This window comes from Pseudomonas sp. IzPS59 (genome assembly GCF_014863505.1).
GTDB lineage: Bacteria > Pseudomonadota > Gammaproteobacteria > Pseudomonadales > Pseudomonadaceae > Aquipseudomonas > Aquipseudomonas kribbensis.
The window spans coordinates 827,405-846,848 of the sequence record NZ_CP062251.1 but is presented as its reverse complement, the minus strand read 5'-3'; the positions used below and the strand labels follow the sequence as shown (position 1 = coordinate 846,848).

Here is a 19,444-nt window from a genome sequence, read left to right as displayed (position 1 = left end):
CTTTTTTCCCGCGACAGCCGCCCCGAAGGCGGCGTCCCGGAAAACACTACAGAGCACTGCTCTGTGCCGTCTCCAGCGCGGGTGCCTGGAACCCGCCGCCCAGCGCTGCCATCAACGAAACCGAACTGTCGATGTGCTTGCTGTTGAGGAAGGCCAGACGCATTTCGTCCTGAATCAATTGTTGCTCGATGTTCAGCGCATCGAGGAACGTGTCCTCCCCGGCCTTGTAGCGCGACTGCGACAGATCGTAAGACGACTGGGCAATCGAACAGGCATCGCGCTGCACAACAATTTGCTGCTCGAAAGAACGCAGCTGCGTCACCGAAATCGCTACCTCATGCAGGGCCGAATTCAGCACCCGGTTGTACTGCGCAATCGAACTGTCGAGTTCAGCGTTGCCGGCCTTCAGATCCGAGCGCAGGCGCCCGGCATCGAAGATCGGCAGCGACACCGTCGGTGCCACGTTCCAGAACTTGCTGACCCCGGCGAACATCGCATCCCCGATCAAGGCATGCGAGCCCGCTGCCGCCACCAGGTTGATGTTCGGGTAGAACGTGGTCTTCACCGCCTCAACGTTCTTGGTCTCGGCCTCCACGCGCCAACGTGCAGCGACGATGTCCGGACGACGGCCGAGCAACTGGGCCGGCAACTGCGCCGGCAATGCCACGACGCTGGCCTGCAGAGTCGCTGGCCGCTCGAGCGTGTGCGCACGATCGACGCCCTTGCCGATCAGCGCCGACAATTGCAGCCGAGCGATTTCGATGTCTTCGTTGGCGCCGATCAGGGTCGATTCCGAACGCGCCTTGAGGCTCTGCACCTGCTTGAGCTGCGACAGGTTGTCGAGCCCCGAGCCGTAGCGCGAATCCGTCAGTTCCACCAGTTTGCTCAAGCGCTCCAGATCGCGCTGATTCAGCTCCGACACCTGCCAGGCATACGCCAGCTGGTTGTAGGCCTTGGCCACGTTGACCGCCAGAATCAGCCGCGACGATTGCAGGTCGACTTCTGCAGCTCGTGCGCTGTTGAGCGCCGATTCCCAGGCGGCACGCTGGCCGCCCCAGAGGTCGAAGGTGTAGCTGAAGTTCACCGCCAGATTGCGTGCGGTGAAGTACTTTTCACCCTCGCCGCTGTAATCCTCGAAGCGCGATAGCCGACCGCGAGTGACACCCGCCGACGCATCCATTTCCGGGTAACGCTCGGCATCGCGCAGGTCGAGAAATGCGTTGGCCTTGGCCACCCGGGCAGCGACTTCCTGCAAGTCCGGGTTGCTGGCATACGCCTCTTCGATCAACGCGCCCAGGCGTGGATCGCCCAGCGATGTCCACCAGTCCGCACGGGGCCACTGGGCCGGTGGAAGCTTGTCTTTCAGGCTGTCGGACGGCGCATCGCCGACCGCCAGCAATTTGCCCTGATGATCGATTCCGGCGTAGTTCACACAACCCGCCGCCAACAGGATGGACGCCGCCAGGGGCGCCAGCATCAAACGTGTAATCGAATACATGTCACGTCCTCACAGGATGGGTTGCGGCACACCGGCCGGTTCGGCTTCGGGTGCGTGGCTCGGCTGCTTGATCGAACTGAGCAGCGTGTACACCGACGGCAGAATGAACAGGGTGAACAAGGTGCCGATCAGCATCCCCACCACAATCACCAGGCCCAGGCCGAAGCGGCTGTTGGCGCCCGCACCGCTGGCGAACAACAGCGGCGCGAGGCCGACCACCATGGCAGCGGTGGTCATCAGGATCGGCCGCAGACGCACCTGCGCGGCGTGCTGGATCGCTTGCACGCGGTCCATGCCTTGCTGGCGCTGCAACTCGTTGGCGAACGCGACCATCAGGATCCCGTGTTTACTGATCAGACCGATCAGAGTGATCAGGCCGATCTGGGTGTAGATGTTCATCGAGGTCATGCCCAGCGCCAGCGGCACCAGGGCACCGCAGATCGACAGCGGCACGCTGATCAGAATGATGAACGGGTCGCGGAAGCTCTCGTACTGCACGCTCAGCACCAGATAGATGATCACCAGGGCCAGCCCGAAGGTGAACGCCAGGCTGTTGCCTTCCTGTACGTATTGGCGGGCGTCGGACTGCCAGTCGAAACTGAAGCCGGCCGGAAAACCTTCCGATTGTTTTTGCAGGAAGCCCACTGCATCACCCAGGGTCACGCCCGGTGCCGGAATGGCCTGGAACGTGGCGGAGTTCTGCTGGTTGAACTGGGTCAGGCGATTCGGCTCGACCTTGACGCTGAGGGTGGCCAGTGTCGACAGCGGCACCGGGTTGCCCTTCTGATCCTTCACGTAATACAGCTTCAGGGTTTCCGGGGTCAGGCGATCCGCCGACACCGACTGCGGGATAACGTCGTAGGAGCGACCGTGGAACGAGAACCGGTTGACGTACTTCTCGCCGATCAGGCTGTTGAGCATCTCGCCGATGTCCTGCATGCGGATGCCGAGGGCGTTGGCCTTGGCGCGGTCAACCTGGATTTCCACCACCGGGTTGTTGAAGTCCAGATCGCTGTCGACCACCGCGAACAGACCACTGGCCTGAGCCGCTTTCTTGAGCTGATCCATCACGTTGTACAGCGCCAGGTAATCCTGATCGCTACGGATCACCATCTGCACCGGCAGACCACCGGTAGAGCCCGGCAGCGGCGGCATCTGGAACACGAAAATGCTCGTGCCTTCGATCTGGTTCACCCGCGCCTGCAAGTCAGGCTGGATGGTGTTGGCATCGCGGCCGCGTTTTTCCCAGTCCACCAGGTTGATCCCGCCGACGCTGTTGGACAGGCCATCGGAACCATTCGCCACCCAGTTGCTGTAGCCCTCGGGAATTTCGTTGAAGGTCTTGTACAGCTCGTGGGCGTAGGCTTCGAGGTAATTCAGGTTGGCGTGCTGCGGTGCCTTGATCGCGGTCAGCAGGATGTTCTGGTCTTCCAGCGGCGCCAGTTCGGTCTGCGCCGAGCGATAGAGGAACGGCAGGCTGAAGAAGATCACCAGCGCCACGCTCAGGCTGATCCAGCGACGTGCCAGCGAACCGCCGAGCAGCGCGCCATAACGGCGGGACAGGTACTGGAAGAAACGATCCGCCTTGACCGCCATGAAGCCTTCGCTGGTTTTCGCGTCCAGCAGACGGGTACTCATGATCGGCGACAGAGTCAGGGCGACGATGCCGGAAATCACCACGGCGCCGGCCAGGGTCAGTGCGAACTCCTTGAACAGCGTGCCGGTGAGGCCGCCCATCAGACCGATCGGCGCGTACACCGCCGCCAGAGTGAAAGTCATCGCCACCACCGGCCCGGCCACTTCCCGGGCGCCGATCAGCGCTGCTTCAAACGGGCTCTTGCCCTCTTCGATGTGACGGTGAACGTTTTCCACCACGACGATGGCGTCGTCCACCACCAACCCGATGGCGAGCACCATGGCAAGCAAGGTCAGCAGGTTGAGGCTGAAGCCGAACATTTGCATCAGCATCGCCGCGCCGAGCATCGACAGCGGAATGGTCACCAGTGGAATCAGCACGGTGCGGAACGTGCCCAGGCACAGGTAGATCACCAGCACCACGATCACCAGCGCTTCGAGCAGGGTGTAACTCACTTCATCGATCGACGACTGAATGAAGTGCGCCACTTCGAACGGGATCTGCACGGTCACGCCCGGTGGCAGGGTTTCCTGAATCTGCGGCAGCAATTCGCGCACACGTTTGACGATGACCAACGGGTTGCCGGTCGGTGCGGCGTCCAGACCGAGGAACAGCGCCGGTACGTCGCTCATCGCGCCGCTGGTGTCGGTGGAGGCCGCGTTCAGTTCCACCGTGCCGACGTCACGCACACGGATGATGTGGCCGTTGTCGTTGCGCAGCACCATGTCGCGAAAGTCTTCGACGCTGTTCAGGTCAGTGTTGACCCGCAGGTTGCTGACCACGTACAGGCCTTTGACCTGACCCGGCGCTGCCTGAAAGTTGTTGCCTTCGATGGCCGCCGAAACGTCCTGCCCGGTCATGCCGTAGCCGGCCAGACGCTGCGGATCGAGCCACAGGCGCATGGACAGTTTCTGCTCGCCCATGATGTTGATCTTGGCCACGCCCTCGATGCCGGCGAACATCGGTTCGACGACGCGGGAGATGTAGTCGGACATCTCCGGAATGGTCAGGTTGGAACTGGCGAACGCGACGTAGGCCACGCTGGTGAAGCCGCCGGACGTGCGCTCCACCACCGGATCGTAAGCGTCCTTCGGCAAGCGGTATTTGATCTGGTTGACCTTGGCCATGACCTCGGTCAGCGCCGCGATGGAATCACTGTTCAGCGCCATGCGGATCGTCACCTGGCTGCGACCCTGGGTCGAGGCCGACGACAGATAGTCGATGCCCTCGACCGAGGCCACGGCCTGGCTGATCGGTTGGGTGACGAAGCCCTGCATCAGCTCCGAAGAGGCGCCGGGATACTGGGTGGTGACCGTGATGGTCGACGTTTCCAGCATCGGGTACTGACGGATCGGCAGGTTCATCAGCGCACGCACCCCGAACAGCAGGATCAGCGTGCTGACCACCACGGCCAGCACCGGGCGGCGAAGAAAGAGGTCGGTGAAATTCATTTTTCCAGCCCACTGAGTTTAAGAGCAATCGTGTCCGGCACGCCTTCCACCGCCACACCGTCGTGGAGCTTGAGCTGACCGGATGTCACCACCTGCACACCCTCGATCAAGCCCTTGTCGACCACCGCCCAACCGTTGCGACGCTCGCCGACCTTGATGCTTTCACGCTTGACCTTCTGCACGCCGGTCTCGTCGGTGTAGACCGAGAACACGCTCTCGCCGTAGGCGTTGTAGGTGATCGCGGTTTCAGGAATCAGCAGCTCGGCGGTCTGTGGCAGGGTCACCGAGACCCGTGCATACATGCCGGGACGCAGGCGTTTCTGCGTGTCGGTGATGACCGCTTGCACGTTGATGGTGTGGGACTGGTTGATCTGCGGATCGACCGCGACGATCTTGCCGGCGAAGGTCACGTCACCCCAGGCATCGACCTTGGCCTGCACGGTCTGGCCCAGTTGCACTTGCGAGCCATCGCGCTCGGCGAGGGTGAAGTTGACGCGCAGCAGGCCCGGATCCGTCAGGGTCGCCACCGCGCTACCGGCTTGCAGATATTGGCCAAGGTGCGCCTGGCGAATGCCCAGGGTGCCGGCGAACGGCGCACGAATGTGCCGTTGGGCGATCTGTGCCTGCATGCGTTCCATGTCGCCCTTGGCCGCGTCGTATTGAGCACGGGCACTGTCGAAGGCGCGACGGCTTTCGGCGCCGGTCTTGGCCAGTTCCTGGACTCGGGCAAACTGTGCCTTGGCCGATTCGTACTCGCCTTTCAGGCGAACCAGTTCACCTTGCTCGGGTGCGTCGTTGAGCTTGAGCAGCACCTGCCCCGCCTTCACTTCATCGCCGGACTCGAAATCGATGTCCACCACTTTGCCGCTGACTTCGGCCGAGACCAGCACCTGACGCTGCGCCTCGAGTTTGCCAATGGCTTCGAGGTAGTAGGTGTACGGTTGTTTCTTGACCACGGCCAGACCGACCCGGGTGCTGGGGATTCGTTGCTCGGCCGCGGCCGGTGGCGGCGACCAGAAACGCCAGCCCAGCGCGGCAGAAAGAACCACCACCAGAACAATAAAGATCAGCGACTTGATAATATTTCGAGCAAGCATGTGGCACTCCCTTGACTCTTTGCTGCGAGCACAAAAGTTTGAGATTTAAGAAAATAAAGGTGCAACTTGAAACGGGCGCGTTATTGATCCCTGTGAACATTCACTGATAACGCGCCCGTTTTATTTATCCGCTATTACGCTGCGGCCAGTACGTTGGTTTTATCCAGGTAATACTTGCCGATACCGTGCAAGTTCAAAGGCGACAGAGTGAAGTGCTTCGAACCGGTATGAATATCGCGGAAGCAACGCTCCAGGAAGTGCGACTTGTACACCGCTTTGGAGCCGGCCATCGAGTAGAGCTGGTTGACCGCATTGACCGAGTTTTCAGTCAGCACCGAGGCTGCCAGACCGACACGGGCGCTGACCGGTTCGCCGATGGTTTCACCACGGCTGATCACCTGGTGAATCGCATCTTCCAGCAGCAGTTGCGCGGTGTGTACCGAAGAAATGGCGCGACCGGTCTTCTCGAAGATCACCCCTTCCAGACCCGGGTCGGTATTGACCGCACGGTCGTTGCGGAAGTGATCCACCGCCGCCCGGGCCACGCCCAGCACGGTGGACATCGCCGCGAGGGTGCCGAACTCGTAGTAGCCGGTGGCGTAGGCCCGGGAGCTGCGCGCTTCGGGGGATTTCTTCAGGGTTTCGACGTCCAGCGAATACGACTTGTGGACGATGACGTTGGAGCACTGGAAGTGATGGCTGCCGGTGCCGCGCATGCCCAGGGTGTCCCAGGTCGGCAGGACGGTGCACTGGCTGGCTGGGACGAAGAACATCCGCACTTCCGGGGTGGTGTTGTTTTCGGTGCCTTTGACGGTGGCGGTGCAGACCAGCCAGTCGGCGTGGGCCGAGCCGCTGGCGAACGCCCATTTACCGCTCAGCAGATAGTCATCGCCCATTGGCAGCGCTTCGCCGCCGGAGTGGATGGCGCCGATCACGAAACCGTCGCAGTGGTTGTAGATCGCTTCGGAAGTGGCTTCCGGCAGGTAGTCCGAGAGGCGCCCCATCGCCACTTGCACCGCCAGTTGCCAGGACAGCGAAGCGTCGTACCGGGCAAATTCCAGCACCAGCGCGGAGGTGGTCTGGATATCGACCTGGGAGCCGCCGAACGCTCGGGACACCGACGTACGGCCAAAACCGTCCTTGAAGAAGCGGGACATCACATCCTTGTGCGTCGCATTGGTCTGCTCGCTGTAATCGCGGTGCTGAACAATCAGCGGATTCAGTGCACGCACCTTCTCGAGCCATTCATTGGATTCGGAGGGAAGGCTGTTCCATTGCATTAGATTTTTCATAACGGCTCCTAGCTATTATTTATTTACGATCAGCAGACGAAAAAACAGACGAACTTTTATTGTTGTTAAATCCCGATAAAAATGTACGTCTACAGTCGTACATTTGACAAGCACTATTATCAGACTTCTTTAACTTTTCAGTGAAAGGTAAATAGCTGTCCGACAATAATTAAAAGCGCAAGATGCCGTCCGAACTTGCAAAGCAAGTTACGGTGTTTAAATCCGATTGATTACTTCACACCGGCACGCCGGTCACTGACCCGCGACAGCGATGCCCAGTCCTGATCCGCCTGACCGTGGGCCATGCCATCCAGCAAGCTGTCCTTCAACACACTGGCAAACGGCAGCGGTACCTGGGCAGCCTCCCCGGCCTCCAGCACCAGACGGACGTCCTTCAATCCCAACGACAACTTGAAGCCGGCCGGCTCGAATGTGTCATCGGCCATCTGCTTGCCGTAACCCTGATAGACCGGAACGGGGAACAGTGTCGAGGTGATCATGTCGATGAATGCCGCACGGCTGATGCCGTAACCACCGGCCAGGGTCGAGGCTTCGGCCAGGGATTCGATCGCCGAAGCGACCATCAGGTTGGCCGACAGTTTGGCGGCGCACGCCACGTCGGCGGCTTCACCGAAGTGCCAGGTCTTGCGCCCCAGCACATCGAACAGCGGCTGCACCCGGGCCAAGGCTTCGGCAGGCCCGGAGGCGAGGATATTCAGATTGCCGGCGGCCGCCACATCGACTCGCCCCAGCACTGGTGCCGAGATGTAATCGACGCTACGGGATTCATGCAGTGCCGACAGCTCCCGGGCCAGTGCCACGGAAACAGTGGACATGTTGACGTGAACGCTACCCGCCTGAAGTCCTTCCAGCGCCCCGGAATCGAGAAACACCGAGCGGATCGCCGCGTCATCACCGAGCATCGAAATCAGCACCTCGGCCTGCGCTGCCAGCGCGGGTGTATCGACAGCTTCAGCGCCGGCGGTGATCAGTGCTTCAAGCGGTGCCGACGAGCGATTCCACACGCGGACCCGATGTCCGGCCTTCAGCAGGTTCAGCACCATCGGCGCACCCATCGTGCCCAGACCGATAAATCCCAGTTCCATGTCGCGCTCCTCTCTCGATGAGGTCTTCAAATCCGTTTGTAAAATGACCCACGATTGCGATTGTACGTGTACAGGCGTACATTTCAAGTGCCACGTTGATTCATTCTTCGTGGCGAGGGTTTCAAACGTACCTTTACCCAAGGCAAGGAGGCTTTATGCAATTCGGGATCTACACCGTTGGCGACGTCACACAGGACCCTACCAACGCCCGTACCCCCAGTGAATCCGAGCGCATCCAGGCCACCCTGCAAATTGCGCAGAAGGCCGAAGACATCGGACTGGACGTGTTCGCCACCGGCGAGCACCACAATCCCCCGTTCATCACCTCCTCTCCCACCACGCTGCTGGCCTACATCGCTGCGAAGACCCAACGCATCATTCTTTCGACCTCCACCACCCTGATCAGCACCAACGATCCGGTGCGTCTGGCTGAAGAATATTCGCTGCTGCAAAACCTCTGCGGCGGGCGCATGGACCTGATGCTCGGCCGTGGCAACACCGCGCCGGTCTATCCCTGGTTCGGCAAGAGCATCGCCGACGCCCTGCCCCTGGCGATGGAAAACTATCGCCTGCTGCACCGGCTCTGGCGCGAGGAAGACATCAACTGGAGCGGACGCTTTCGCACGCCGCTGAACCACTTCACGTCGATCCCGCGACCGCTGGACGACCTTCCGCCCTTCGTCTGGCACGGTTCGATCCGCACCCCGGAAATCGCCGAGCAGGCGGCGTATTACGGCGACGGTTTTTTCGCCAGTCACATCCTCTGGCCCCGGGAACATTTCATGGCGCTGGTCGAGTTCTACCGCACGCGTTTTGCCCATTACGGCCATGGCACACCGGAGCAGGCGATTGTCGGCCTCGGCGGGCACATCTTCATGCGTCGCAACTCCCAGGATGCACGTCGGGAGTTCCGTCCTTACTTCGACAACGCGCCGGTGTACGGCCACGGTCCTTCCCTGGAAGAGTTCATGGAGATGACCCCGCTGGCCGTCGGCAGCCCTCAGGAAATCATCGACAAGACCCTGACCTTCCGCGAGCACTTCGGCGACTATCAGCGCCAGTTGTTCCTGTTCGATCACGGCGGTATTCCACTCAAGACCGTGCTGGAACAACTCGACATGTTCGGCAAGGAAGTGTTGCCGGTGCTGCGTGAAGAAACCCGTAAACGTCGTTCGCCGCTGGCAGCCGAAGCGCCGACTCACGCCAATCGCCTGGCCCGTTTGCAGTCCCTGCAAACCTCGCCAGCCGAACCACGCCCGGGCGTCAAAACCCCGCAACATGACAGTGTGACCGGCCACTGAAACCGTGGGAGCATCCGTGCTCCCACATTGATCTCACAACGGTCAGGCAGCGCCTTTCAACGGGCGCTGCGCATCCATCGAAACCACCACATCATCGTTGATCAGCCGCGCCAGATACTGACCGTAACCGGTCTTGCTCATGCTGCCCGCGTGCACCAGCAACTGCGCGTCGTCGATCCAGCCCTTGTTGTAGGCGATCTCTTCGAGGCAGGCGATTTTCAGGCCCTGGCGTTTCTCGATGGCCTGCACGAAATTGCCGGCTTCCATCAACGCATCGTGGGTGCCGGTGTCGAGCCAGGCCATGCCACGGCCCATCACCGACACGTTCAATTTGCCGCGTTGCAGATAGACGTTGTTGACGTCGGTAATCTCCAGCTCACCGCGCGGCGACGGCTTGATGTCGGCGGCAATCTGCAGCACTTCGTTGTCGTAGAAATACAGGCCGGTGACCGCGTAGTTGGACTTTGGATCGCTCGGTTTTTCGCAGATGCTCAGGGCCTTGCCGGCGGCATCGAATTCCACCACGCCAAAGCGCTCCGGGTCGGCCACGTAGTAACCGAACACTGTGGCGCCCTCGTCACGAGACGCGGCTTGCAGCAAGGTTTCACCGAAACCGGCGCCGTAGAAAATGTTGTCGCCGAGCACCAGGCAGACGTTGTCTTCACCGACGAACTCACGACCGATGATGAACGCCTGAGCGAGGCCGTCCGGGCTTGGTTGCTCCGCGTAACTGAGGCTCAGGCCCAACTGGCTGCCGTCGCCGAGCATGCGCTGGAAGCCCGGCAAATCTTCCGGGGTGGAGATGATCAGGATCTCGCGGATTTCCGCCAGCATCAGCACCGACAGCGGGTAATAGATCATCGGTTTGTCATACACCGGCAGCGACTGTTTCGAGACGCCCAGGGTGATCGGGTGCAGACGCGAACCGGCGCCGCCCGCCAGCAGAATTCCTTTGTACTTGGCCATGCTTTTTTCCTTTCAAGCAGTGAGATTTGAATGACTGACTGTTCAGGCCACGAGGGCTTCGTGGCGTTGCTCGCCGAGACGCTCCAGCGCGTAGGCACCGGACATCACCCGCACCCACCAGGCGCGGTTATCCAGATACCAGTCGACGGTTTTCTTCATGCCGCTTTCGAAGGTTTCCTGCGGCGTCCAGCCCAGCGTCGCGTGGATTTTCCCGGCATCGACGGCGTAGCGTTTGTCGTGGCCCGGACGATCCTTGACGAAGGTGATCAGGTCGCGGAAGTGCGCGATGCCCGCCGGTTTTTCCGCCCCGCGCGCTTCGAGCAGATCGCACAGGGTTTGCACGACTTCGAGGTTGGTCTTCTCGTTGTGGCCGCCGATGTTGTAGGTCTGCCCGACCTCACCGCGCGTCACCACCGCATACAGGGCGCGGGCGTGATCCTCGACGAACAGCCAGTCGCGGATCTGCGCGCCATCGCCGTACACCGGCAACGGCTTGCCTTGCAGTGCATTGAGGATGACGTGAGGAATCAATTTTTCCGGGAAGTGATACGGCCCGTAATTGTTCGAGCAATTGCTCATCACCACCGGCAAACCATAGGTGCGGTGCCAGGCGCGGACCAGATGATCGGAACCGGCCTTGGTCGCCGAATACGGCGAGCTTGGCGCGTACGGCGTGCGTTCGGTGAACGCCGGATCTTCGGGTTCGAGGTCGCCATACACTTCGTCGGTGGAAATGTGATGGAAACGGAACGCCGCCTGACGCGTCGCGTCCAGCCGGTTCCAGTAACCACGTGCGGCTTCGAGCATCGTGTAAGTGCCGACGATGTTGGTTTCGATGAAGGCCTGCGGGCCATCGATCGAGCGGTCCACATGGGACTCGGCGGCCAGGTGCATCACTGCATCCGGTTGCAGCCGTGCGAACAGTTCGTCCAGCGCCGGCTTGTCGCAAATGTCGACCTGGCAGAAACGGTAACGCGGCGAATCGGACACATCGGCCAGCGATTCAAGGTTGCCGGCGTAGGTCAGTTTGTCGACGTTGATCACTTCACATTCGGTCTCTTCAATCAGAAACCGCACCACGGCCGAGCCAATGAAGCCCGCGCCCCCTGTCACTAAAATTTTCATCAGCGCCTCCCCTGGCAAAATGATGATTTAACGTCCTTCGATGCTGCCCGCCGTCATGTGCGGGTCAGTTCAACAATGCCACCCAGTATTGCGACAGCCCTTGCTCGAGAATCAGCAACGTCTGGATGCAGACGAAGCTTTCGTCAGTGGTCGCCGAGGTTGCGTTGAGCGGGCCGAAACCACCGTCCTGCTTCTGGTGGGAAGCGATCCAGTCTTTCGACTCCTGCAAATACGTCGGCTGCGCGTCGAGCAGAAACATCGCCGCGATGGCCATGTAAGTGCCCACCAGACTGACTGCTGTGCCTGGCCGGTAATGGAACGAACCGTTGGCCAGTTGCAGCTTTTGCAGCCAGGCGACGGTCTGTTCGGCATCGACGATGCGTCGGTTGAGAATGAACAGCGTCGACACCACGCGGTACACCGAAAACGCATCCGGCGGATACCCTGGCTTGTTGGCGAAACCGCCGTCGGCCGAGCGGCAGCGCAGGGCAAAAGCCATCACGCCCTGCTCGTCCGGCGCTTTGGCTTCCAGCGCATGCAACGACAGCACCGCCAGATTGGTGTGCCAGATGTCCGAGCCGAAACCCGGCACATCGCCGAACCCGCCATCGGGGTTCTGACACGCTTGCAGGTAACGCACGCAACCGCCGATATCGTTCGGCAACGCGCCCAGCACTCGCAGCGACAACACCGCGCAGTAGGTGGCGAACACATCGCTCAGATGCCCCGGTTGTTCGGCAAATCCACCGTCGGTGTTTTGCGAAGCCCTGATGCAATCGATCAGGCTGGCTTTGTTTTCGATTTGCAGGCCCAGGGCGTGCAAGTCCGAAATCACGTGCAGCCCGGAAAACACCTGCCACGTTTTGTCGGCCCGGAAACCCAGCGGCGCGGTTTCAGCGGTCAGCCCGTAAGGCGTTTCGTTCGAAGCCCGAGCCTTGGCCAGCCAGGCGAGATAACGCTGCTGATCGACATTGATGCTCGGCACGCCATTCGGGTGAATGCGCTGGACGTCGCCACCGCCATCGATCACTTGCAGCTCACGGCTTACCAACGCCGCATCATCATGATGAGCAACGCCAGCAGCCGGCTCGATGGCCTGCAAGGCGTGGGCAGCGGCGAGCTGGGTTTTCAGGCTCTTCAGGTGCAGCGGCAGGTACGTCAGGTTGCCGATGCTGAAAATCCCCGGCTGACGCGGCGGCGCCCAGAACTGTCGAATGAACGGTACGGTCGGGTCATCCGGCGTCGACCAGAAATAGCCCTTGCCCATGAACAGTCCGCCATTGCGGGTGTCGTGAAACTCCAGCAAAGCAGCCGTCACCGAAGCCCGGTCAGCGTCGCTCGCGCCGGACGGCAAGGCCTGAATCGCCTGCAACAGCAACGCGACGTCGTAGGCGGTCTTGATCGGGAATGGCGACTCGTGATTTTTGTACGAGGTGTGCCAGTCGCATCGCACTTTGCCGTTGATCCCGACCCGGTCCCAGTACCCGCCGTAGGCCGGATCGCGGAACAGTGCCAGGGTTTGCAGCAGGAACGAACGGGCCAGGTTCGACAGCGCGTTGTCGTCCCGCACATCGGCCAACTGCGCCAGTACAAGACTGACTTGAGCACGTACGCCGCAACGAGTCAGCGCCACATCGACACAGGATTGGCTGTCACTGCCGGCCACCCGGCCGATCAGGTTTTCTGCATGAATCTGCAGGTGCCCGACCAGTCCCAGACCCAACGGCTCGTTGCCGATGCGCGCCAGCAAAGCCGTGGCGCTGATGTCGAGATCGATCGAGGTCGCCAGCTCCAGCGGCGTCGACCAATCACTGCTGTACAGGCCGGCAACAGTGGAACGGGCGTAAAGCGCTTCGACCTTTTCCAGCATGCCGTGGATCACGGCATCGTTCGCCGCGTCCTGCGGCACTCGACGCTGATAGGCAATCAGCGCAGCCAATGCGTCCAGTTGCAGCGCCAGCGTCCGGCAACGCCCCGAACCGTGGGGCGTCCAGTAGCGGTCAGCGAGCTCGTGAAAACCGGCGTTCGGCGCATCGTACAAACGCATCAGCCCGTCGTGGGCAAAACGCAGTTGAACATCGTCACCGTGGTCGGCCTGATAGAGCGTGGCCGCGACCTGGTCCTGCAACTGCTTGTCAGTGGAAATCGCGACTTCGCCACTGGCATCGGTGACAGCAAAAAAACCGCCGTACTCAATGTCCTTGAGGCCTTGATCAAATACAAACTGCGGATGCAGCGGCATGGTAAATCCCTCTTCCTTGAGGTTAAGCGGCTTTGCTCGCGGTCAGCGATACAACGCTGCCCTGGCACAACTCGATGATGCGCGTCGCGGCGCGGGCGGCACCTTCGCCGTCCGGTGCGGCCACCTGGCGATGAGGCGCGTAATAGGCCGAAGCGCGAGTGTCTTTCTCCAGTTCGCCCTGAATCAGTTCGACGATGGCGTCGCGATCGTGCCCCAGATGCGTCGGGAAACCGAGCAGCTCCAGACGGCGCAGGGCTTCGAGTTCGTGGTATTCGGATTTGGACGGCAGCACGAACAGGGTCGGAATCTGCAGTGCGGCGATTTCCGTCACGGTGATCCAGCCCGGCGCCGAAATCAGCAGACTGGCTTCGCGCAGCAGGCCCATCCAGTCCGGGTAATACGGCACGCAAACCACGCCGTCCTGGGCCTGGATATCCTGGCGGCCGAGCAACACCAGCTTCAGTTCCGGATTGCGTTCGCGCAGGACCTTGAAGCTGTCGAGGTAGGCGGCGAGCAGCGCGTCCTTGTTCTGCGCAAACATGGTGGTGCCGCTGATCGAGGCAACCACAAACGGCGCATCACCGAGGTTCAATTGCTCGCGCACGTTCAAGCCGGTCTGCACATTGATGTCGCGGATCATCGGCCCGACAAAATGCGCCTTGCCACTGTTCAGTGCTTCAGCCACCGGCGTGCCCTGATCGAGTGAAGCCACGTACGGCTTGTCGGTCAGCACCAGTTGGCTCTGATTGATCATCCAGTTGAACTGGCTGTGCAGCGCGGTGCGGGCCCGGGCCATTTCCAGCGAGTTGACCTCGAAACCGCCGTCGGCCAGGTCGTGATCCTGCAGCTGGCAGAGGGTGAAGTCATAACGCTCGGTCACGAACACCAGCGGCGTGCCGCTGAAAATCGCGGCCAGGCAGGCGGCCATGTTGTAGTCCGACACCAGGGCGGTCGGCTTGTACTCGTCGATCAGGGCCAGGTAAGACAGAATCCGCTCGCCAGACAGGAAGGTATTGGCGATATAACCGCCGATGTAATTATTCCAGTCGAGTTCTTTCGACAAGTTGCTCTTTTTCGAGTAGTCGACCAAACGACCGGCAATATCCACCACTTCGACGCCGGACTTTTCGAACATCGGCGTAAAGGTTGGCTGCAAAGAAGCCAGTGCCACGGTCAATGGCATGTCCGGACGTTGCTTTTTAATCGCCTGAGCGATCGAAAGCGCGCGCATGTTATGGCCTGAACCGGTCGGATTGGGGGCAAATAAAATCATTCTTGAATCTCCATTAGTTGAACAACGCCATGAACCACAGTGTTTTCCAATACATCCCTTATCACCACCGAATACGGTTTTATTACTGCACCGTCACCGATACTCAGTGGACCTACCAAGATGGCGCCCTCGCCAATTACGCAACGACTTCCAATGCGCACAGGTGCCTCCTCCCAGGGCAGTGAGCGGAAAGAATGATCATGAGTGGACGCAACAATCGTGACGCCTTCGGCCAGCTCGCTGAAGGCACCGATGGTCACTCCGCCGGCCGCTTCGATAACCACGCCCGGCGCCAGTCGAGCGCCAGTGCCCAGTTCGATGCCGCCCAGTTGCGACATACCGCCCTGGCGGCTGCTGCGCCCGATCAGAATGCAGTCCCGGGCGATTTCCACCGAAGCACCGCCGCGCAATTCGGCATCGATCAAGGCTTCGTCGCTGATGTCCCAGGTCGCGGTGTCGGGGTTCAACGCCTTGAGGCGCGGCACCGACTGCGTGGAACGATCGAGCATCGACGGCAAGCCCTGACGCGCCCGGTCCCGGACTTTGGCCAGCACAGGTGCCGGGCTCGGCAGGCCGTCTTCGACGACTGTGCGCTGGGCGATGACCCGCGCCGGACGACCGACCACGATGGCATCTGTCGGTACATCCGCCGTCACCAGCGCCCCGGCAGCGATCACCGCTCCCGCACCGATGGAAACGCCGGCGGTCACGGTGGCCTTGGCGCCCAGCCAGACGTTTTCGGCAATCTGCACCGGTGCTTGCGCCGTTCCCAGGCAGCGTGCGCCAGTGGCAAACATGCTGGACGCGCCAACGGAAGTGAACTGCAAATCACACTTGAACCCGATGAAACAATCATCGGCGACCTGAACGTTTTGCAGGCGGCTGCCAGCACGAATCCAGACATGCCGGCCCAATTCACTCGCATCATTCACGGTCGTCGAAACTTCAACTACATTTATGTCGTCCACAATAAAGCCTCATTCCATTGATGCCGGGCACATAAAAATTCGATAGGCGTGCGTATCCCGCAGATATAATTCCGCCGCAGCACAAATAATAATCAACTGTTTATTTAGGGCTTCTATTCAAAGCACGCATAACATTGCGTCTGCGCAACTTATTAACCGACCGGTTCATTCAATTGTCGTTATTCATTAACAACAGGTAGAAGTTCACGCTTGCGCCGAAGGCCAAGTCAGTTTCATGTGAAGAAAAGCCGATTCAAGTCTGTCCGTGACTCTGGTGTAGCTCCATTAGGGTGGGATTGTCCTTTAGTACGAATGTTATAGTACAGACGATTTTGTTTTGCAATAGGTGCCAGAATGGTTATCTCGTTTTGGTCTAAAAATTTATTGAACTTTTATGGTGCGCGCTTGTATTAAAACCGTCATATATGCACAACATTGGTGCAAATGGCGGTTTTATCGGGTTTTCCCGCTCAGCGCTAACGGGCATCTGGAGGTCGAACCCAGACATTCCGACGCTGCTCACCCACGATACGGTGGCGGCTCAAACTGCCTTTGACCTGGAGCCGTCATGCCCGCACCTATCACCGTTCTGCGCGACACCCACCCGCTGCCAGTACTCGACGCCTGCAAATGGGAAAAGCTCGAGGGCGACCCGCACACCGTCAACCTCAACGCCTACACCAGCGAAGACGGCAGCAAGATCATGGGCACCTGGATCTGCACGCCAGGCAAGTGGCGCGTGGACTACGTGAAGTGGGAGTACTGCCATTTCCAGGAAGGCTACTGCGTCATCACCCCGGACGGCATGGAGCCGATCCACCTGCGTGCCGGCGACATCTTCGTGGTCGAGCCGGGCATGAAAGGCACCTGGGAAGTGGTCGAGACCGTGCGCAAATATTTCGTGTTCGCCTGATACAAAAAAGCCGGGAAACCACCCGACGTGATTTCCCGGCAATACAGACCTGTGCCGAGCACAGGCCTGACGACATTTACTGCGGTTTGCGATAGCTGTTGATGATCGCCGAGAAGTCCTTGCCACCTTCCCCGCGCTGACTCATCGCCTGATACAACTGCTGCGCCACCGCGCCGAGCACCACCGGCTGATGGGCCTGACGCGCCGCTTCGGTGGCCAGCCCCAGGTCCTTGAGCATCAGCTCGGCGCCGAAGCCACCGGTGTAACCACGGGAGGCCGGTGCCGTTTCGACGATGCCCGGCCACGGGTTGTACATTTCCGAACTCCAGCAACGCCCGGTCGAGCTGTTGATGATCCCGGCGAGCACACCGGTATCGATCCCCAGCGCATCGCCGAGAGCCATCGCCTCGCTGACGCCGACCATCGAAATGGCGAGCAACAGGTTGTTGCAGATCTTGGCGATCTGCCCGGTGCCGACTTCACCGCAATGCACGATGTTACGGCCCATCTGCGCCAGCACCGGTTGCAGGGTGGCGAACAGTTCCGGGGTGGCGCCGACCATGAAGGTCAATGTACCTGCGGTGGCGCCGCCAGTACCGCCGGACACCGGTGCATCGGCCATGGCCACGCCCTGTTTGGCAGCGGCGGCTGCCACGTCGCGCGCCGTCTGCGGATCGATGGTGCTGCAATCCACTGCCGGCACACCTTTGCCGATCCCGGCCAGCACACCGTCTTCACCGAGCCAGACACTGCGTACATGCACGGCGGCCGGCAACATGGTGATCACCAGCTCTGCATCTTCGGCGGCTTCGCGAGCCGAGGCGCGGATGGTGCCGCCCAGTTGCTCGAGTTGCGCCAGCACGGTCTTGTTCAGGTCCACCAGATTCAGCGAATGCCCGGCCTTGATCAGGTTGCGCGCCATCGGCGCGCCCATGTTGCCCAGACCGATAAATGCGATTTTCATGGCCATACCTCAGCGCAGGTTGATGGTGGTGTTCACGCCGTCGTTGACGCTGTCGTCATCGAACCAGCGCGCCGTGACCGTTTTGGTCTGGGTGTAGAACTGCACCACTTGCTTGCCGTACGGGCCGAGGTCGCCTAGTTTCGAACCGCGCGAACCGGTGAAGCTGAAGAACGGCACCGGCACCGGAATCGGGATGTTGATGCCGACCTGGCCGACGTCGATTTCAGTCTGGAATTTACGTGCCGCTGCGCCGCTCTGGGTGAACAGGCCGGTGCCGTTGCCGAACGGGTTGGCGTTGACCAGCGCAATGGCCTGATCGAGGGTGTCGACTTCCAGCACCACCAGCACCGGGCCGAAGATTTCCTGGGTGTAAATCTGCATGTCAGTGGTCACCCCGGAGAACAGGGTCGGGCCGACGAAGTTACCTTTCTCGTAGCCCGGCACGCTGATATCGCGACCGTCCAGCTCGAGTTTCGCGCCTTCCTTGATACCGCTTTCGATCAGATCGAGAATCCGCGCCTTGGCCTTTTTCGAAATGACCGGGCCGACATCGGTGCCCGGCTCGGTGCCGGCGTTGACCTTGAGTTTCTGCGCCAGCGCTTTCAGATCCGGCAGCCACTGTTTGGCCGCGCCCACCAGCACCACCACCGAGGTAGCCATGCAACGCTGACCGGCCGCACCGAAACCGGCGCCGACCAGGGCATTGAGCGCTTGCTCGCGATTGGCGTCCGGCAGCACCACGGCGTGGTTCTTCGCGCCCATCATCGATTGCACGCGCTTGCCGTGTTTACCGGCCAGGTCATAAACGTGGGTGCCGACCGCAGTCGAACCAACGAACGAAATCGCCTTGATGTCCTTGTGGGTGCACAGGCCATCGACCACATCCTTGCCACCGTGCACGACGTTGAGCACACCCGCCGGAACACCGGCCTCGATCGCCAGTTCCACCAGCAGCATGGTCGACAGCGGATCCTGTTCGGACGGCTTGAGCACGAAGGTGTTGCCGCAGGCGATGGCCATCGGGAACATCCACAGCGGAATCATTGCCGGGAAGTTGAACGGCGTGATGCCGGCGCAGACGCCGATCGGCTGGCGCAGGGTGTAGGTGTCGACACCGCCGGCAACGTTTTCGGCGAACTCGCCCATTTGCAGGCTGCCGATGGAGCACGCGTGCTCGACCACTTCCAGACCACGGAAAATATCGCCCTCGGCATCGGCAATGGTCTTGCCCTGCTCGGCGCTCAGTACAACGGCGATACGTTTGGAGTGTTCGCGGATCAGCGCTTGCAGCTTGAGCATGATGCGCATGCGTGCGCCGATCGGGGTCAGCTTCCAGGTCTGGAAGGCGCGCTGGGCGGCACTGACGGCCGCATCAACTTCAGCGGCGGTGGCGAACGGGACTTTGGCCAGCACCTGCTGGGTCGCCGGATTGACGATGTCGTGCCACTCGGTGGTCTGCGACTCGACCCACTCGCCGTCGATCAGCAGCTTGACCTTTTGGACCGTGGTTTCGTTGGGCGTAAGCGATGCGTTCATGCTGGTCTCCAGAAATTGTTTTTATCTTGGGAGCCAAGGCGAAAGGTTCGCCTTGAGATGAGGCGTGTGTCGCGAA

The 19,444-nt window shown here is 60.7% G+C and carries 14 protein-coding genes; 2 read left to right on the top strand and 12 right to left on the bottom strand.

Annotation, left to right across the window (positions count from 1 at the left end):
* Positions 1 to 46 precede the first annotated feature (46 nt).
* The 5 genes from IF189_RS03685 to IF189_RS03665 all read right to left on the bottom strand — a co-directional run bounded on the left by IF189_RS03685 (position 47) and on the right by IF189_RS03665 (position 8,110).
* Positions 47 to 1,498: an efflux transporter outer membrane subunit gene (locus tag IF189_RS03685; protein WP_192552827.1), complete on the bottom strand. Its 1,452-nt coding sequence runs from the start codon at positions 1,496 to 1,498 to the stop codon at positions 47 to 49.
* A 9-nt stretch (positions 1,499 to 1,507) separates the two neighbouring features.
* The gene (locus tag IF189_RS03680; RefSeq protein WP_192552826.1) at positions 1,508 to 4,585 is read right to left on the bottom strand and encodes a MexW/MexI family multidrug efflux RND transporter permease subunit; all 3,078 of its coding nucleotides are present in this window, start codon (positions 4,583 to 4,585) and stop codon (positions 1,508 to 1,510) included.
* Complete coding sequence (locus IF189_RS03675) at positions 4,582 to 5,682, bottom strand: efflux RND transporter periplasmic adaptor subunit (RefSeq protein ID WP_085713201.1); 1,101 nt, start codon at positions 5,680 to 5,682, stop codon at positions 4,582 to 4,584. Before IF189_RS03675 ends, IF189_RS03680 begins: the two co-directional genes overlap by 4 nt.
* Before the next feature lie 134 nt (positions 5,683 to 5,816).
* Positions 5,817 to 6,974 carry an oxidoreductase gene (locus IF189_RS03670; RefSeq protein WP_114881338.1) on the bottom strand — a complete coding sequence of 386 codons (1,158 nt, stop codon included), beginning with the start codon at positions 6,972 to 6,974 and terminating at the stop codon, positions 5,817 to 5,819.
* Between the two features lie 230 nt (positions 6,975 to 7,204).
* Positions 7,205 to 8,110: an NAD(P)-dependent oxidoreductase gene (locus IF189_RS03665; RefSeq protein WP_240789109.1), complete on the bottom strand. Its 906-nt coding sequence runs from the start codon at positions 8,108 to 8,110 to the stop codon at positions 7,205 to 7,207.
* A 125-nt stretch (positions 8,111 to 8,235) separates the two neighbouring features.
* Here IF189_RS03665 and IF189_RS03660 point away from each other — a divergent pair, with 125 nt between their 5' ends.
* Positions 8,236 to 9,381: an LLM class flavin-dependent oxidoreductase gene (locus IF189_RS03660; RefSeq protein WP_134825412.1), complete on the top strand. Its 1,146-nt coding sequence runs from the start codon at positions 8,236 to 8,238 to the stop codon at positions 9,379 to 9,381.
* 42 nt (positions 9,382 to 9,423) lie between these two features.
* Here IF189_RS03660 and rfbA read toward each other — a convergent pair whose 3' ends face one another.
* The 5 genes from rfbA to IF189_RS03635 all read right to left on the bottom strand — a co-directional run bounded on the left by rfbA (position 9,424) and on the right by IF189_RS03635 (position 15,784).
* On the bottom strand, positions 9,424 to 10,347 hold the full coding sequence (gene rfbA, locus IF189_RS03655; RefSeq protein WP_192552825.1) for a glucose-1-phosphate thymidylyltransferase RfbA: 924 nt from the start codon (positions 10,345 to 10,347) through the stop codon (positions 9,424 to 9,426).
* A gap of 42 nt (positions 10,348 to 10,389) precedes the next feature.
* On the bottom strand, positions 10,390 to 11,472 hold the full coding sequence (gene rfbB, locus IF189_RS03650) for a dTDP-glucose 4,6-dehydratase (protein ID WP_134825410.1): 1,083 nt from the start codon (positions 11,470 to 11,472) through the stop codon (positions 10,390 to 10,392).
* A gap of 64 nt (positions 11,473 to 11,536) precedes the next feature.
* Positions 11,537 to 13,714 carry a prenyltransferase/squalene oxidase repeat-containing protein gene (locus IF189_RS03645; RefSeq protein ID WP_134825409.1) on the bottom strand — a complete coding sequence of 726 codons (2,178 nt, stop codon included), beginning with the start codon at positions 13,712 to 13,714 and terminating at the stop codon, positions 11,537 to 11,539.
* 22 nt (positions 13,715 to 13,736) lie between these two features.
* Entirely contained in the window at positions 13,737 to 14,945 is a 1,209-nt protein-coding gene (locus tag IF189_RS03640) for a hypothetical protein (protein WP_225739940.1), read from the bottom strand.
* 38 nt (positions 14,946 to 14,983) lie between these two features.
* A complete protein-coding gene (locus IF189_RS03635; protein WP_225739939.1) occupies positions 14,984 to 15,784 on the bottom strand; it encodes a DapH/DapD/GlmU-related protein in 801 nt (266 codons plus the stop codon).
* Between the two features lie 739 nt (positions 15,785 to 16,523).
* Here IF189_RS03635 and IF189_RS03630 point away from each other — a divergent pair.
* The gene (locus IF189_RS03630; protein ID WP_007953863.1) at positions 16,524 to 16,868 is read left to right on the top strand and encodes a cupin domain-containing protein; all 345 of its coding nucleotides are present in this window, start codon (positions 16,524 to 16,526) and stop codon (positions 16,866 to 16,868) included.
* Positions 16,869 to 16,944: 76 nt separating this feature from the next.
* Here IF189_RS03630 and mmsB read toward each other — a convergent pair whose 3' ends face one another.
* On the bottom strand, positions 16,945 to 17,832 hold the full coding sequence (gene mmsB / locus IF189_RS03625; protein WP_192552824.1) for a 3-hydroxyisobutyrate dehydrogenase: 888 nt from the start codon (positions 17,830 to 17,832) through the stop codon (positions 16,945 to 16,947).
* A 9-nt stretch (positions 17,833 to 17,841) separates the two neighbouring features.
* Positions 17,842 to 19,368, bottom strand: a complete 1,527-nt coding sequence (locus tag IF189_RS03620) for a CoA-acylating methylmalonate-semialdehyde dehydrogenase (RefSeq protein ID WP_134825407.1) — start codon at positions 19,366 to 19,368, stop codon at positions 17,842 to 17,844.
* Positions 19,369 to 19,444: the final 76 nt, after the last annotated feature.

Coding starts and splice junctions, on each gene's coding strand:
- rfbA (WP_192552825.1), bottom strand. CDS start 10,347: ATGGCCAAGTACAAAGGAATTCTGCTGGCGGGCGGCGCCGGTTCGCGT.
- IF189_RS03635 (WP_225739939.1), bottom strand. CDS start 15,784: ATGTTTGCCACTGGCGCACGCTGCCTGGGAACGGCGCAAGCACCGGTG.
- IF189_RS03685 (WP_192552827.1), bottom strand. CDS start 1,498: ATGTATTCGATTACACGTTTGATGCTGGCGCCCCTGGCGGCGTCCATC.
- IF189_RS03620 (WP_134825407.1), bottom strand. CDS start 19,368: ATGAACGCATCGCTTACGCCCAACGAAACCACGGTCCAAAAGGTCAAG.
- mmsB (WP_192552824.1), bottom strand. CDS start 17,832: ATGAAAATCGCATTTATCGGTCTGGGCAACATGGGCGCGCCGATGGCG.
- IF189_RS03660 (WP_134825412.1), top strand. CDS start 8,236: ATGCAATTCGGGATCTACACCGTTGGCGACGTCACACAGGACCCTACC.
- IF189_RS03670 (WP_114881338.1), bottom strand. CDS start 6,974: ATGAAAAATCTAATGCAATGGAACAGCCTTCCCTCCGAATCCAATGAA.
- rfbB (WP_134825410.1), bottom strand. CDS start 11,472: ATGAAAATTTTAGTGACAGGGGGCGCGGGCTTCATTGGCTCGGCCGTG.
- IF189_RS03645 (WP_134825409.1), bottom strand. CDS start 13,714: ATGCCGCTGCATCCGCAGTTTGTATTTGATCAAGGCCTCAAGGACATT.
- IF189_RS03680 (WP_192552826.1), bottom strand. CDS start 4,585: ATGAATTTCACCGACCTCTTTCTTCGCCGCCCGGTGCTGGCCGTGGTG.
- IF189_RS03640 (WP_225739940.1), bottom strand. CDS start 14,945: ATGCGCGCGCTTTCGATCGCTCAGGCGATTAAAAAGCAACGTCCGGAC.
- IF189_RS03630 (WP_007953863.1), top strand. CDS start 16,524: ATGCCCGCACCTATCACCGTTCTGCGCGACACCCACCCGCTGCCAGTA.
- IF189_RS03675 (WP_085713201.1), bottom strand. CDS start 5,682: ATGCTTGCTCGAAATATTATCAAGTCGCTGATCTTTATTGTTCTGGTG.